Origin of the sequence: Amycolatopsis rhabdoformis, assembly GCF_035918295.1 — a bacterium.
In the GTDB taxonomy this organism is placed as follows: domain Bacteria; phylum Actinomycetota; class Actinomycetes; order Mycobacteriales; family Pseudonocardiaceae; genus Amycolatopsis; species Amycolatopsis rhabdoformis.
Genome location: NZ_CP142149.1, coordinates 6827285 through 6842371, shown reverse-complemented (window position 1 = coordinate 6842371; position 15087 = coordinate 6827285). Strand labels below are relative to the sequence as shown.

The window sequence follows — 15087 nt, the reverse complement described above, 5'->3', positions numbered from 1 at the left end:
TCCCTTTCGTTTGGTGAATCGCACAGGTTCGGAAATGGGTTGTCAGGTCACGGACAGAGGACGACCTGGCCGGCGTAGCCCAGCCCGGCGCCGTACCCGACGAGCAGGAGTACGTCGCCCCGGGAGATCTCGCCGGCCGACCGCATGTGGTCGACCGCCAGGGGAATGGAAGCCGCGGAGGTGTTGCCCGAGTGCACGACGTCCCGCGCGACCCGCATGTCCGGCCTGGCGCCCGCTTCGCACAGTCGTGTCGCGATCGCGTCCACGATCCGCAGGTTGGCCTGGTGGGGCACGAACACGTCGATGTCGGCCGGGGTGAGGCCGGCCAGCTCGATGGCTCGCAGCGCGACCGGGGCGATCTTCGTCGTCGCCCACCGGAAGACCGTCTGGCCCTGCTGGGTGAGGTAGTTGCCCGGCTGCACGACCTTGATGGCCTCGGCCAAATCGCCCGCGCTGCCCCACACCAACGGGCCGATCCCCACCGTGGCGGCGGACTCCGCCGCGGTGACCACCGCGGCGCCGGCCCCGTCGGCGAAGATGATGGCGGTCGAGCGGTCTTCCCAGTTCACCAGATCGGAGATCTTCTCCGCGCCGATCACCAGCACGTTGTGTGCGGAGCCGGAGCGGATCAGGTCGGAGGCCATGCCGATGCCGTAGCAGAAGCCGGCGCACGCGGCGTTGAGATCACACGCGCCGGGCGCGGTGACACCGATCCGGTACGCCACCTGCGCGGCCGCGTTCGGGAGCTGGGTGAGCATGGTGCAGTTGGCGACCAGCACCGTGTCGATGTTCGAGGGGCTCAGGCCGGCATCGGCGACCGCTTTCGCGCCGGCGTCCACCGCCAGGTCCACCAGGAGGGTGTCCTTGTCGGCGATGCGACGGCTCACGATGCCGGTCCGGTCGCGGATCCACTGGTCGTCGGTGTTCGCCCTCTCGGCCAGGTCGTCGTTGGTGACCACCTGATCCGGCTGCGAGCTGCCCCAGCCGACGATGCGGGCACCCGGTGCCGCCGGGGCCAACCGCAGCGAAGTGACGCTCATGAGGTACTCCCTGCTTGCTGGGAATCAGTGTTTTTGGGGGTGTTGCCGAAGGTGTTGTGCGGAACGGGCCGGATCAAGGCGTGAGAGTGCGGGCCGCCCGCATCCATCCGTGGTGCTCGGCCGCCGCCAGGAAGACGTTGTTGTCCTGCGCGGCCCCGATCGTCACGCGGACGCCCTCGTCCGCGTAGGTCCGCACGTTGATCCCCGCCGCTGCGCACGTGGCGGCGAACGCCTGCGAACGACTGCCGAGCGGCAGCCAGAGGAAGTTCGTTTCCGAGGGCGGAACGTCGAATCCCAGGGCGAGCAGCGCGGCGCGGACCCGCTCGCGTTCGGTGACCGTGCGCCGGACCCGGTCGAGGAGTTCGGCCTCCGCCTCGAGCGACGCGATCGCGGCGGCCTGGCTGACGTCGTTGACGCTGCCCGGCATGACCAGGCGTCGGACCCGGGAGATGAGAGAGCGATCCGCGATCAGGTAACCCACGCGCAGACCGGCCAGTCCGTAGGCCTTGGAGAACGTCCGGGCGACGATCAGGTTCGGATACGACGCGAGTAGCCGGACACCCAGGCCGGGATCCCGGGCGTACTCACAGTAGGCCTCGTCGAGCAGCACCGGGCAGGTCGGAGGCGCCGAGTCGAGGAATCGCCGGAGGTCGTCGTCGCTCGCGGCCTCGCCGGTCGGGTTGTTGGGGTTGCAGACCAGTACCAGACGCGTCTGCTCGTCGACAGCCGCGGCCAAGGCGGGGAAGTCGTGTCCGTCCTCGGCCAGCGGCACTCGCACAGAGCGGAACCCGGCGAGGTCGGCGAGCAGCGGATAGCCGTCGAACGAGGGCCAGGAGTAGACGACGGTGGCTCCCGGCTCGGTGGTCGCCTCGAGCAACGCGTGGATGAGCGCGATCGACCCGCCACCCACCACGATCCGGTCCGAGGAGACGCCGAACCGCCGGGCGAGTTCTGCGGACAGCGCTTCGCAAGGCGCATCCGGGTACCGGTGAGCCTCGGCTGCGGCACGGACAATCGCGTTGATCACGGACGCGGGCGGAGGGAACGGGTTTTCGTTGCGGCCGAGCTGGTAGGCGCGGCCATCCGCCGCGCGCACCAGGCCGTTGCCGGCCAAGGGGGCGAGCCCGGCATCCTGGCGGACGCGGGCCGGCTCCACCGCGGGGGAAGCGGTTTCCGGGAAACCGGTCCGCTGCTCGAGGAACGGAGCACGACCGCGTGGTCTTCCCGTCCCGATCTCACTGCTCGTCATGGCCGGCCCCGATCCGGGCGTCGCGCACGGCCAGCGCCACCTCGAGGATGAGATCCTCCTGGCCCGCGACCGCTTGCCGCCGGCCGAGTTCGAAGAAGACATCGCGCGGGTCGACGCCCTCGCGTGCGGAGATGTCGAGCACCGGGTTCTTGAACCCGGAGAACACGCCGGCCAGCCCGCTGACGATGGAGATGGAGTCGACCGTGGGCGGCGCGGGCATCAGCTCTCGCCGGGCGAGGTCCGCGGCGTCCAGGAGGCCGTAGAGGTCGATGCCCGTGCGGAACCCCAGCCGTTCGAGCACGGGCACCAGGACCTCGAGCTGGGTGTTGCCGGCGCCGGCGCCGAAGCCCCGAGCGCACGCGTCGAGGATGCCGGCGCCTGCTTCGGCGGCCGCGATCGAGTTCGCGACGGCCATGCCGAGGTTGTTGTGTCCGTGGAACATCACCGGCACATCGACGGCGGCCCGCATGGCCCGGATGCGTTCCGTGACGTCCGAGGGCAGGAAATGGCCCGAAGAATCGAGAATGCCCACCCCGGTCGCACCGAACTTGACCAGGCGCGCGCATTCCTCGGCGAGCTCATCGGGGCCGGCCATGTGACTCATCAGGAGAATGCCGTGCGCCTCCACGCCTTCATCGCGCAGGAAGCCGAGGTGGCGCTCGGTCAGACTGGTCTCGGTGCAATGAGTGCCGAGACGGACCAGGTCCACGTCGTACGAGAGGGCTTTCTTGATGTCCTTCGTCGTGGCCCAGCCCGGAAACAGGATCACGCCCAGCTTGCTGTTCGTCAGGTTCTCCCTGGCGAGCGACAACATCTCGTCATCGCTCAGCCGAGCCCGGCCCACCTGAAGAGAAGACGCACCCAATCCGTTGCCGTGGCCGATTTCCACCACCGGAACGGACGCGGCGTCGGCGGCCCGCAGGTAGGCACGGTACTGGTCCGCGCCGAGGTTGTGCCGGACAGCGTGCTGGCCGTCGCGCAGAGTCGCGTCGTGGATCTGAATCGGCCTGCCCGGGGCGGAGTCTCGGGTCGCTACCTGGCTCATGACGTCTCCCTGCTCGCCGCCGAGAGCCGGTCCTTCGCGTAACTCTCGGCGATCCGGATCGCGGCGGAATTGATGATGTCGATGTTCCCGGCGTACTGAGGCAGGCGATCGCCGGCTGACGTGATCTCCACGGACACAAAGGCCATGGATTCCTTCACGGTGCACACCTTCACGGCGTAGCCCCGCACGAACGTGCGGAGTTCTTCGGCGGCTTCGGCCACCGCCGCGCGCACCGAGTCGGTGGTGAGATCCCTTCCCACTACGTACATGGCGACGCGGAAGGTGGCCGGAGGACGGGCCGGACTGACGTTGACGAGCGTCTTGACGTCCTCGACCCCGGTGAAATGGCGGACCGCTTCCTGCGTGGTTTCCAGGTATTCATCGAGGTTCAGGCGCGTGGCGCGGCCCGCGCTCCGGGTGCCGGCCGTGGTCACGACTTCGATGTAGTCGATCTCGTGCACCTTTGATATCGCGTGCAGGATCGGTACCGACGCCTGCCCGCCGCAGGTCACCAGGCTGATGTCGCGGTGCGCGCTGATGTCCGCGCTGTTCACGGTGGGGAAAACCATGTGGCCGGCCCGGCTGGGCGTGAGGTCGATGAGCAGGGCGCCGGACGCCGCGAGCTTCTCCGCGTGCTCGGCGTGGGACGACGCGTTGGTGGCGTCGAACACGACGTCGAAATCGTCCTCGGCGTCGAGGAGGGACTGGATGCCCTCGCTCGCCACCGGCACGCCGCTGCGGGCCGCCCGCCGCAGCCCCGGAGTGGCAGCATCCCGGCCCGCGAGGAGCCGCAGGTCGAGGTGGTCCGAGCTCATGATCTTGGTGGTGAGGTCGACCCCGATGACTCCGGCGCCGATCACCGACACGTTCAGGCGCGCACCTGCTTTCGCGCTGTGGCCGCCTTCCCGTGTCCCGGTTTCCTCGACGGTTGTCATGCGAGCCTCCAGCCACAGGTGGCGTTGGTGTCGTTGTCTAAAGAGGACAGGTGCGGCACGGCTTCGTCCGGACGGTCGGTGTGAGGCTCGAACCAGCATCCCTTGGCGTACCGGGTCATCCGTGCTTCGACCTCCACGTCATGTTCTTCTCCTTCACTTGCGCACGGGCGAGCTGAAGACTGTCGCGATGCAGCGCAGCCGGCTGGCCTCACGGAGGCCGTGGCGCGTCAGCAACTGCGCGACCCCACCGTGTTCGTGCTCGATCCCGGTGATCAAGGCACGCATCGTCGCCGCCGGCGTCGCGGTCCGGCGCCGGAGCTGGGAAAGCGTGTCGACGTAGGTCCAGTTCGGCCGGGGATCGTCGGGCCCCAGCGCGCGGTAGGCGCGGGCAGTCAGCGCATAGTCGCCGGCGACGTCGGCCATCCGCACCCCGAGCGCTCGCAGGACCAGAGCGCTCACCACCCCGGTCCGGTCCTTGCCGACCGTGCAGCAGACGTAGATCGGGGTGGCCGCCCCCTCGGCGAGCAGCTCTACGATCTCGGCGGCGACCGGGGCCGCGCGCACGAGCATTCCCCGGTAGTTCGCCAGGTAGTCGCTCGGCCGCGGCCGGAGGTTGCCCCGGATGCGGCTCATGTCGCCGGACACCGGACGCGGCAACACGGTGGCACCGGTGTGCTCCGGCCCCGGCAAGGTCTGGCGTTCCCTGGGCAGCCGCAGGTCGACGATGGCGCGGATGCCGAGTTCGGAGATCGCCGGTGCGGTGGGCAGCGACGGTGCGGGCCCCCGGACCAAAATGCGCCGGCGTAACCGGGCGCCGTCCGGTCTGCGCAGACCACCCAGGTCACGCACGTTCGGCAAGCCGGGCACGGTGATCGTGCGGGTGGTGAAGCGGTGCGGCGTGGTCACCACGACGAGCGCGTGCGGGCCGTCGACTTCGCCGCGGACGAGGACTCGCCGGTGGCGAAACCGTCGTCGTCGGGCAGGTCACGGCCGCGCAGGAGCGGGAAGGGCTCGGTGCGTTCCTGCCGGGGCGGATCAGACGTCAGCACGTAATCTCCTTCGCGCGAATCAGTTCGGGACCCGAGTCTGGACGCTGCCGCTTACCGGTTCCTTGCCGTTCCCTTGCACGCCCGGATTTCGGGCAGGTAAGGGAACGGCAGGCATTACGCGCCACCGTCAGAGGGACAACGGCACTGGGAATCCGTGGGCACAACGACTGGCTGGAGGGTGAACATGGCGGCCGAACAGGGTCCGTTTCTCTTGCTGAACACCAAGCGCATCGTGTCGCGCTTGCTCGAGTGGTTCCCGGATGCCGCGCGAGAGCTGGTTGTGGTGACCACCAAGGCGGACATCGCCCCGGGCGACGAGGCCGAATACGCGCGGCGGTTTCGGCATCTGCAGGTGGTGACCAGCCTTGCGGAGGTCTCGGACGACGCGCTCATCGAGCTGGGCCGGCGGTTCGGCGTGAGGCGGGTTCTGTCGCTCGGCGAACGCGAGGTGCTGCTCGCGGCGCGAATCCGGGCCGCGCTCGAGCTACCCGGCCAGAGTCTCGCTTCGGCCACGGCGTATCGGGACAAGTACGTGATGAAGTCGACCTTGGCGGCGGCCGGGATCGACGTCGCGCCGATGCGCAAGGTCGAGACCAAAGACGAGCTGGCCGAGTTCGCGCAGCAGGTCGGCTATCCGGTCGTGCTCAAGGAACTCGACTCCGGCGCGTCGAACGGCACCCAGGTGCTGATCGACGAGCAGGCTCTGCGCGGTGTCCCGGCGTTTGCTCCCGGATCCGTCCGATTGGCCGAGGCGTGGGTCGAGGGCAAGTTCTACCACGTCAACGGCCTCATGCAGGGTGGCGAGCTGGTTCTGGCGGTGCCGTCGCGCAACCTCTACTCCGACTGGTTCGGAGTCGCGTTCGATGCCCCGGGCGTAATCGGGATGATGCCCGAGGAAGACCCGCTGTCCGAGCGGTTGCGCCTGTGCGCGCAACGGGTCGTGGCGGCGTTGCCCTCGCCGCCGAACCTGTGCGCGTTCCACCTCGAGGTGTTCCAGACCGACGACGATCGCCTGGTCGTCTGCGAGATCGCCAGCCGGGTGGGTGCGGCACTCATCGTCGACACCCACGAAGCCGTGCTGGGCATCAATCTCCACGGCGCCAGCCTGCTCGGCCAGGCCGGACGCGCCGAGCAGGTGGACATTCGCCCGAGCGGTGAACGGCTCGGCTTCGGCTGGTTCCCGCCGGCCAGGGGCACCCTGCGTGCGCTGCCCGACTCGTGCTCGTTGCCCGGGCTGGTGAGTTACCGCCCCCTCGGTGTCGTCGGGCGGACCTACGAGGGCGCAGCCACCATCGGACCCCACGTCGCGGAGATGATTTTCCGGCTCACCGAGCCGGACATCGAGGCGGAGCTGCGGCAGGTCGAACACTGGTGGGACGACAACGTCGTCTGGGAAAATCGGACCAATCCGGTGCCCGACCGTTGGAAGGCACCGCGACGGCCGGTGCGGCCTGCACCGATTTCTTCTTGACGGCCCTGCTCCAGGTACTCATTCCGCGGGGACAGGCGCGTTCGCCGAGCAGGTCTGCCCCTGACCGTCGAGGTCTCCTCGGCCAACACCGGCGACAGCCAGGCCCTCAAGCTTTGGGCCAACGCGGTTCCGGCGATCCGCGAACCGCGTCGCCGGCCACCTCGGCGAATGTCCACCCGTTCGTTCCCGCCGCCGGCGCCCAAAGGTCGCGCCCGGCGGCGGGTTCGCGTTCGGTCAGCGGTTGCTGGCCTCCGATTCCGTCAGGACGTCCGAGTGCCTGGCGATTTCCGGGCGCCGGCGCGCGGTAACGGGACCTCCGTAGGCGATCTCCCCGCGAAGGCGGACTTCCGCAGCCCGGCGCCGCTCCACCTCGTCCGCTTCGGCCGCCCGGCCGACCGCTCGGAGGGATTGGGCGAGCAGGGCGAGGCGCAGCGGAGACTGCACCAGGGTGTTGATCCTCGACAGCTCGCGGATGCCCTGTCGCATCAGGATGATGCCGTCGTCGGGTGACCGGCCCGGTTCGACCTGGGTCCAACCCCGGATGACCTGGAGCAGCGCCGCCAGAGCGCGGAGCCCGAACCGGGCGGCCAGGTCGAGACCTTCGCTGCTGGTCCGCGCCGCCTCGGCCACGTCGTCGTCGAGGGCGGCTGTCAAGGAGTGCGCGTAGAGCGCGAAGGCCCGGTCCATCGGCGGGCAGTCGGTCTCGGTGAGGACCAGCAGTTCGTCACACGCTCGGCGCGCCTCCTCGGTCCGGCCCATCAGCCAGAGGGTGAGCGCGCGGTAGGACCGCAACGGCACCCGGATGTCCTGCTGCCCGCTGCGCCGAAGGCGTTCCGAATGCGACATGCCGTCGATCAGCGCGATCGCGGACTCGAACTCGGCGAGCGCGGGCTCGAACCTGCCCCGGATGTGCAGGCCGACACCGGCGAGGAAGCCGAGGGCACCGGCCGCGAACGGATCTTCTCGCGAGCCCGCGATTTCCCGGATCTCCTCGGCCAGCCGCGCGCACTCGTCGTACCGCGCGCTTTCGATGTTCGAGCAGCACATCTTCCAGCGGATCAGAATCTCGTGCTCGCGATCGTCCGCGGACTTCGGCGCGGCCAGGATCCGCCGGTGGAGATCGCCGGCCTCGGCGTCGGACCACCCGCGAGTCGCGACGAGGCTGTCGGCGAGGCCTTCGGACAACGTCCGGGACAGATCAGGCGAAGGCGACCCAGCGGGATCGCGCGCGAGCAGCTCCAGGCCGCGGCGGAACCACAGTTCGGCTTCCCGGTAGGAAAAGCGCTTCGCCGCGTCCTGACCCGCCCGCAGCAAGTGCGGGACAACGCTATCGGCGGGCATCACCGGCGCCGCGTGCCACAGGTGGTGGGCAGTCTGGAGCACGCGCGGAGCGGAGTGGTCCAGCCGGGCCAGCATCGTTCGCGCAATCCGTTGGTGCAGCTCGTTGCGATCGTCGTCGTCCATCCCCTGATCGATCGCTTCGCGCACGATCTCGAGCACGAAGCGAACCAAGCCGGGCCGCAGGGCATCCCGGTGGAGCAAGCCGGTCGCGACCAGCGCGTCAAGGGTGGCGTTCCGGTTGACGTCGTCCACGATCTCGGCGAACACCAATACGTCGATTTCGGGCCCCAGGACCGCGCACGCCCGCAACGCCTGCTGCATCGCCGCCGGCATCGTGCCCAGGCCTCGCGCGATCGCGGCGCGCAAGCTGCCCGGTATGCCGGCGCGGACCGCTTCGACGGCCTCTGCGGTGTCGCTGTCGCCGTGCTCGGGCAGTAGCGGCATGAGCTGCTTGAGCATGGACGGGTTGCCCCCGCTGCGTTCGCGCAGCACCTTCACCATCTCCGGCCGCACTGGCCGGCCCACGTGTTCGCCGGCCATCGACGCGATCACCGGGTTCGGCAGCCCCCGCAACTCGAGCGTCCGGGTGCGGGCGTTGTCCAGGAGGTCGCCGGTGAAGTCGGTCGGCGGTCCGTGGTGCCCGATGCGCGTGGTGCACACGGTCACCACCACACCGAGGCGGTGGCCGTTCGAGCGCCGGCTGAGGGTGTCGAGCAGGTCGACCGACGCCTGGTCCGCCCACTGGAGGTCCTCCACCACCAGCAGGATCGGCCGCTCGTCGGCCAGGTCCAGCAGCGTGCAGCAGATCGCGTCGTGCACCATGAACCGCTCCGTGTCCGAGCGCTCGGGCTCACCCGCGGAGACCGGCCACTCGAGGCACACCGGGTCCAGCAGCGAACCGAACCGCTCGCGGGCCGCGGCCACCGCTTCCGGGCGGAGCCGAGTGAGCTCCCGGAAAACCTGGGCCCAGCTCCAATACCCCGGCGTGCCTTCCGCGCGCCAGCAGGTGGCCCGCACGATGTCCTGCGCGGTCGTGTCGAGGGTGCCCAGCAGACGCAGCACGAGTTCGGTCTTGCCGATCCCGGCCTCCCCGACCACGGCGACGATGTGCCCGCCCCGGCGCGTGGAATCCTCGACGGCCTCGGTCAGGGCGGCGAGCTCGCTCGCGCGGCCGAACAGCCGCTCGTCCCGCTCCATGGTGGGCGAGAGCTCCGAACTGCGAGGCGTGCCGAGAAGCTCGATCGGTGCCGCGGGCCCGTCCTGTCGTTGGGCGGGCACCCGGACGTCGACCGGGATTTCCTGGCGGATGATGGCGGTGTGGATCCGCCGCAGTTCCGCGCTCGGGTCGACCCCGAGTTCATCGGACAGGTAGGCGCGCGTCCGCTCGAACACCATCAGGGCATCGGCCTGGCGGCCGGTCCGGTACAGCGCGGTCATGAGGTGACCGACCATCCGCTCACGACTGGGGTGCCGCGCCGTCTCCGGCGTCAGCAGGGCCACCACGGAGTCGAGCCGGCCCAGCTCGAGCGAGTTTTCGGCGCTGGTTTCCACAGCCGCGATCCGCAACTGCTCGAGCCGGGCGCTCTCCTCGGCGAAGCGCTCGATCGAGGTGAACTCGGCGAAGGGATCACCACGCCAGAGCTCCAGCGCCGCCTCGAGGTCGGCGCACGACTGCGCGAGCTCGCCCGCGGTCGCGCGCGTCCGGCCGTGCCGGGTCAGGCGCTCGAACTGGTGGGTGTCGACCAGCGCGGGATCGATGTCCGTGACGTACCCGTTGCTCTGGTGGCGGATGGTCACGGCCCGCTCTGCCTCGCCGACCTCGCCGACGGCGAGAAGCCGGCGGCGAAGGTGCGAAACGTAGGTCTGCAACGTGGAGATGGGGTTGCGCGGAGCTTGTTCGCCCCACAGTTCGTCGATCAGCTGCTCGGTGGGCACGATCCGGCCGGGGCGCAGCACCAGCAGCCCCAGCACGGCTCGGTGCCGCGGAGGTCCGAGCGAAACCTCGTGACCGTGGCGACAGGCCACCATCTCGCCGAACAACCGCAGTTCGATCGGTGCGCCACGGACCGAGGACGCCGTGCAGGCGGATCGGACGGCACCCGGATTCTCCAGCAAGGAACTCCCCTCCCTGATCGGCGCGGGCCGGAACGCGCGCGCAGACCCCCGCATCGGCTGCCCGCGCCCCGGGCAGCCGGCCATGCTGCGTCGGCAGTGCCCGGTGGGGGCCTCGGCTCCCCGTCCCCCGGCACCGCCCGACGATCTTCGACGGTACTTGACGCCAGGCCACCCCAATGCAACTCAAGAATCGAAAGTGCAGGATCGGAGGTACCTTCGGCCCTGCGAAAAATCTGCTGCCGACAGCACAGTTATCGCACACCTTCCCCCATTGGAATGAACGAGCGCCCACACGTGGTCGCCGCCCGCGAATATCCCGACATTCAGGGCCGCGAACACACAAAGAGTCGCCGCCGCCCCGAAATCCCGCTTCCGCATGATCAATCATCTGGCGCAGTGCGATCCGCATCACAGAAGCCAGGCTAGGCCCCGCTAGCCACCCCACCCTGACGAAACCCTTTGCCCACCGCGCAACCCACCAGACCGACTTCAGCCGCTTCACCCTTCGCGCGCGCCACCGCGCTGCACAAACGAATTAATCGCGAAACGCGGAATCCCCGCCCATCAATCACCCCACGCGCACTACCCGACGACGCCGCTGCGTCCCGCCTGCAAGTGCATCTGCACGCGAGCCCCACGACGCTTTATGCCACCCCGTTTTTCCAGCCGATAACAACAGTTAACCGTCGAGCCACCTCCCCTGCACCAATCCCCTCCGGCGCACCTCGGCAGAAATATGCGACCCCCGCCGATTCCCTTGCCCAGGCCGCCTCCGCCCACTTCACCCGCCAAATTCAAAACACATTCACGGCGAAATCTGTGCCACACAATCGCAACCGCAACACAACGAAGTCCGGCAACCCCACCGCTCACCGGCACACGGGCCCCATATGGCTGATCCGCACCGGCCGAACCACGGTCGCAGCTCCTGAACCCCTCACCACTCAACCCGGCCACACCGGGGGGTCTGGGGGCTCGCCCCCGGCGGGGGTCTGGGGGCTCGGCCCCCAGAAAACACTCGGACCCGATCCGTACCCGCGCCCTCCGCGGGTACAGACAGCCGAATCGGGTGCCCCCGGCAGGATTCGAACCTGCGACACCCGCTTTAGGAGAGCGGTGCTCTATCCCCTGAGCTACGAGGGCATGTGTAGCCAGACAGCAGCCTACCGGTCGGCGACCGCCAGACAAGCACCAACCTGCCCGACGGATGGCGTCGCCCGTGTGGGGGACCCTCGCGAGCTCGGACCAGCACGATCGGCGACCCGCGTGGACCAACACCGTCACCTGGTCGTGTCTGGTTTCGAAACCTTGAACAACAGTAGGTAATCTTCCTTAACGGGAAGCGGGGGACCGCTTCGACCACCGGCTGCCGGAGGGCTTCGTTGATCAAGCTCATGTTCGCGGACGACGAGGAGTTGGTTCGTTCGGGCCTGCGCGCCATGATGTCCGGGGCGGCGGACATCGAGATCGTGGGTGAGGCGAGCGACGGCAGATCCGCGGTGGAGGTGGCGCGCCGGTATCACCCCGACGTGGCGTTGCTCGACATCAAGATGCGGGCGCCCGACGACGGGATCCGGGCGTTGCGGGCCATCCTCGCGCTGCCGGATCCGCCGATGGTCGCGATGCTGACCACGTTCGACATCGACGAGTACGTGAGCCTGGCGCTGCGGCTCGGGGCCAACGGTTTCCTGCTCAAGGACATCGACCCGTCGGCGCTGCTGCGCGCGATCCGTGACCTGGCCAAGGGCGGTGCCGTGCTGGATCCCGGGGTGGCGGCGCGCATGGTCCAGTCCCATCGGGACGAGCAGCGGGCCGCGCAGCCGGCGCGGAAGCTGCTGGCCAGCCTGAGCGAGCGGGAGCGTGAGGTGGTCGCGTTGATCGGACAAGGGTTGTCGAACGCGGAGATCGGCGGGCGGCTGCACCTGTCGGAGGCCACGGTGAAGGGGTACGTGTCCGCGGTGCTGTCGAAGATCGGCGCCGCCAACCGCGTGCAGGCCGCGCTGCTGGCCTACCGCGGCGGGCTGCTCGACCAGTAGATGGTGCTCACCGCGCTCGAGTTCCTCGGGCTGGTGGCGTTCGCGGCGTCCGGGGCGCTGGCCGCGGTCCGGGCGCGCCTCGACGTGTTCGGGGTGATCGTGGTCGGCCTCACCACGGCGCTGGGCGGCGGCATCATCCGCGACGTGCTGCTCGGCATCCACCCGCCCACCACGTTCTCGAACTGGCCCTACCTCGCCGTCTGCGCGGCGACCGCGCTGATCGTGTTCGCGTTCCACCCACAGGTCGCGCGGCTGCGGCGCGCGGTGCTGCTCGCCGATGCGCTGGGCCTCGGCGTGTTCGCGACGGCCGGCACCACCATCGCACTCAACGCCGGCGCCACCGCCTACGCCGCGTGCCTGATCGGCATGACCAGCGGAATCGGCGGCGGCGCGTTGCGTGACCTGCTGCTGAGGGAGATCCCGCTCGTCCTGCGCCGGGAGATCTACGCCGTGGCCGCGCTGGCCGGGGCGGTGCTGGTGGCGATCGGTCACGCTCTGCCACTGCCGTCGGCCGCGGTCACGGTGGTGGCGGCCGCCGTGGTGGTAACGATTCGGCTGGTGGCTCTGTGGCGGCACTGGAACGCGCCCGTCGCCAGGCCGGGCGATACCGATCCTTTGTGAGTTCTGCGTGTGTTCTTAGGCGGGTCTCAGCACTCTGCGTAAGACTGACGTCATGCGCATCCTTGTGGTGGACGACGATCGAGCCGTCCGTGAGTCGCTCAGGCGGTCCCTGGAGTTCAACGGGTACACCGTCGAGCTCGCCAGCGATGGTGCGCAGGCCCTGGAGACGATCCTCGCCAACCGGCCCGACGCGATGGTCCTGGACGTGATGATGCCGCGCCTCGACGGGCTCGAGGTGGCCCGTCGCCTGCGCAGCACCGGCGACGACCTGCCGATCCTCGTGCTCACCGCCCGCGACACCGTGTCCGACCGGGTCTCCGGCCTCGACGCCGGCGCCGACGACTACCTGCCCAAACCGTTCGCCCTCGAAGAACTGCTCGCCCGCCTGCGCGCGCTGCTGCGCCGCGCCGTGCCGGACCCGCAGCAGGGCGAGACGAGCGAGGTGCTGTCGTTCGCCGACCTCACGCTGGACCCCGGCACTCGCGAGGTCCGCCGCGGCGGCCGCGAGATCAGCCTCACCCGTACCGAGTTCGCGCTGCTCGAGTTGTTCCTCTCGTACCCCAAGCACGTGCTGACCCGCGGAAGGATTCTGGAGGAAGTATGGGGTTACGACTTCCCGACGTCGGGCAACGCGCTGGAGGTCTACGTCGGCTATTTGCGTCGCAAGACGGAAGCGGACAACGAACCGAGGCTGATCCACACGGTGCGCGGGGTGGGCTACGTCCTGCGCGAAACCCCGCCGTGACCGACACCCCACCTCTCGGCTCGCGGGCGATCACCACCGTCGACGTCACCGACCCGCGCGGCGACCGCTGGGGCACGCGCCGCTTCTCCCTGCGCGGACGCGTCACGCTGCTGGCCGCCGCCTGTGTGGCCGGCGCCGTGGCGCTCGTGTCGCTGGGTGCGTACATGATCGTGTCGAGCAACCTCTACCAGCAGCTCGACAACAACCTGCTCGCGCGCGCCCAAGCGGCCGTGGCTTCGCCGCAGGTGCAGACGCAGCTGGAGCAGGTGCCGGGCGCGTTCCTCGCGAGCGCCGACCTGCAGATCGGCCAGCTCAACGCCTACAGCAACAAGCTGATCTACCCGCAGGCCGGTTCGCCGCCGCCGTACGGGCCGTTGGAGCTGGCCGTGGCCACGGGGCAGTCGCCGCAGTCGCTGCGCACCGACGTGGCCACGGACACCCGCGTGGTCGCGCTCCCGACGGGCCACGGTCAGGCCATGGTGCTCGCGCAGTCGATGGAGCCGACGAAGCGCACGCTCAACGAGCTCGCCGTGGTCCTGTTCCTCGTGGGCGGCGCCGGGATCGTGGTCGCCGCGGGGGCCGGCACCGCCGTCGCGCGCACCGGGCTGCGGCCGGTCGACCGGCTCACCTCGGCCGCCGAGCGCGTGGCCGCCACCGGTGACCTGCGCCCGATCCCGGTGAGCGGTGACGACGAGCTCGCTCGTCTCACGCAGAGCTTCAACACGATGCTCGGCACGGTCGCCGAGTCGCAGGAGCGGCAACGCCAGCTCGTCGCCGACGCCGGCCACGAGCTGCGTACCCCGCTCACGTCGTTGCGCACCAACCTGGAGCTGCTGCTCTCGGCCAGCCGGCCGGGCGCGCGCACGCTGCCGGCGGAGGACCGCGCCGACATCGAGGCCGACATCAGCGGCCAGCTCGACGAGCTCACCCAGCTCATCGGCGACCTCGTGGAGCTCGCCCGCCAGGAAGAGCCGCGCGAGCAGACCGAACGCGTGGAGCTCGTCGACGTCGTGGAGCGTGCGTTGTACCGAGCCCGCCGCCGAGCGGGTGACATCGAGTTCGACGTGTCCCTGCAGCCGTGGGTCCTGACCGGCGACAACAGCTCGCTCGAACGGGCCGTGCTCAACCTGCTGGACAACGCGGTGAAGTTCTCGCCCGCCGGCTCACGCGTGCGGCTCACGCTGCGGCCGCTCGGCGACGGCACGGCCGTGGTCGAGGTCGCCGACACCGGCCCGGGCATCGCCGACGAGGACCTGCCGAAGGTGTTCGACCGCTTCTACCGCTCGTCGGAAGCCCGTACGCTGCCGGGTTCCGGCCTCGGCCTGTCGATCGTGAAGCAGGCGGTGGAGCGCCACGGCGGCGCGGTGTACGCCATGCACGCTCCGGAAGGCGGCGCGCTGTTCACGATCCGGCTGCCCGGCGCGCCCGGCTGACCTCGGT

The 15087-nt window shown here is 69.7% G+C and carries 12 protein-coding genes and 1 tRNA gene; 5 read left to right on the top strand and 8 right to left on the bottom strand.

Translation table 11 applies throughout. From position 1 onward, the window contains the following. Positions 1-47: 47 nt before the first annotated feature. The 6 genes from VSH64_RS31460 to VSH64_RS31435 form a co-directional block, all read right to left on the bottom strand. On the bottom strand, positions 48-1040 hold the full coding sequence (locus VSH64_RS31460) for a beta-ketoacyl-ACP synthase 3 (protein WP_326566373.1): 993 nt from the start codon (positions 1038-1040) through the stop codon (positions 48-50). Between the two features lie 73 nt (positions 1041-1113). Next, on the bottom strand, positions 1114-2289 hold the full coding sequence (locus VSH64_RS31455; RefSeq protein WP_326566372.1) for a histidinol-phosphate transaminase: 1176 nt from the start codon (positions 2287-2289) through the stop codon (positions 1114-1116). Then, positions 2276-3334 (bottom strand): 4-hydroxy-2-oxovalerate aldolase, encoded by a 1059-nt coding sequence (dmpG, locus tag VSH64_RS31450; RefSeq protein WP_326566371.1) that lies wholly within the window; start codon positions 3332-3334, stop codon positions 2276-2278. Before dmpG ends, VSH64_RS31455 begins: the two co-directional genes overlap by 14 nt. After that, on the bottom strand, positions 3331-4269 hold the full coding sequence (locus VSH64_RS31445; RefSeq protein WP_326566370.1) for an acetaldehyde dehydrogenase (acetylating): 939 nt from the start codon (positions 4267-4269) through the stop codon (positions 3331-3333). The genes dmpG and VSH64_RS31445 overlap by 4 nt, the downstream gene beginning before the upstream one ends. 153 nt (positions 4270-4422) lie before the next feature. Next, complete coding sequence (locus tag VSH64_RS31440; RefSeq protein ID WP_326566369.1) at positions 4423-5175, bottom strand: tyrosine-protein phosphatase; 753 nt, start codon at positions 5173-5175, stop codon at positions 4423-4425. Beyond that, positions 5172-5318, bottom strand: a complete 147-nt coding sequence (locus VSH64_RS31435; protein WP_326566368.1) for a hypothetical protein — start codon at positions 5316-5318, stop codon at positions 5172-5174. The genes VSH64_RS31440 and VSH64_RS31435 overlap by 4 nt, the downstream gene beginning before the upstream one ends. A 184-nt stretch (positions 5319-5502) precedes the next feature. Here VSH64_RS31435 and VSH64_RS31430 point away from each other — a divergent pair, with 184 nt between their 5' ends. Further along, complete coding sequence (locus VSH64_RS31430) at positions 5503-6789, top strand: ATP-grasp domain-containing protein (protein WP_326566367.1); 1287 nt, start codon at positions 5503-5505, stop codon at positions 6787-6789. 234 nt (positions 6790-7023) lie between these two features. On the opposite strand, the gene VSH64_RS31425 is transcribed toward VSH64_RS31430, so the two are convergent. Together VSH64_RS31425 and VSH64_RS31420 are read right to left on the bottom strand one after the other, a co-directional pair. Next, positions 7024-10158 carry a BTAD domain-containing putative transcriptional regulator gene (locus VSH64_RS31425; RefSeq protein ID WP_326838073.1) on the bottom strand — a complete coding sequence of 1045 codons (3135 nt, stop codon included), beginning with the start codon at positions 10156-10158 and terminating at the stop codon, positions 7024-7026. Positions 10159-11315: 1157 nt separating this feature from the next. Next, positions 11316-11388: transfer RNA gene (locus VSH64_RS31420), tRNA-Arg, on the bottom strand. A 239-nt stretch (positions 11389-11627) separates the two neighbouring features. Between VSH64_RS31420 and VSH64_RS31415 the strand changes: the two genes are divergently transcribed. Genes VSH64_RS31415 through VSH64_RS31400 form a run of 4 tightly spaced genes read left to right on the top strand, consistent with a single transcriptional unit; the run spans position 11628 to position 15080 of the window. Further along, entirely contained in the window at positions 11628-12281 is a 654-nt protein-coding gene (locus VSH64_RS31415) for a response regulator (protein ID WP_220244425.1), read from the top strand. Further along, positions 12282-12902, top strand: coding sequence for a trimeric intracellular cation channel family protein (locus VSH64_RS31410; protein WP_326566366.1), 621 nt, complete (start codon positions 12282-12284; stop codon positions 12900-12902). It abuts the gene before it with no gap. A gap of 52 nt (positions 12903-12954) precedes the next feature. Continuing rightward, on the top strand, positions 12955-13647 hold the full coding sequence (locus VSH64_RS31405; RefSeq protein ID WP_326566365.1) for a response regulator transcription factor: 693 nt from the start codon (positions 12955-12957) through the stop codon (positions 13645-13647). A 29-nt stretch (positions 13648-13676) separates the two neighbouring features. Further along, the gene (locus VSH64_RS31400; protein ID WP_326838072.1) at positions 13677-15080 is read left to right on the top strand and encodes a sensor histidine kinase; all 1404 of its coding nucleotides are present in this window, start codon (positions 13677-13679) and stop codon (positions 15078-15080) included. Positions 15081-15087 lie beyond the last annotated feature (7 nt).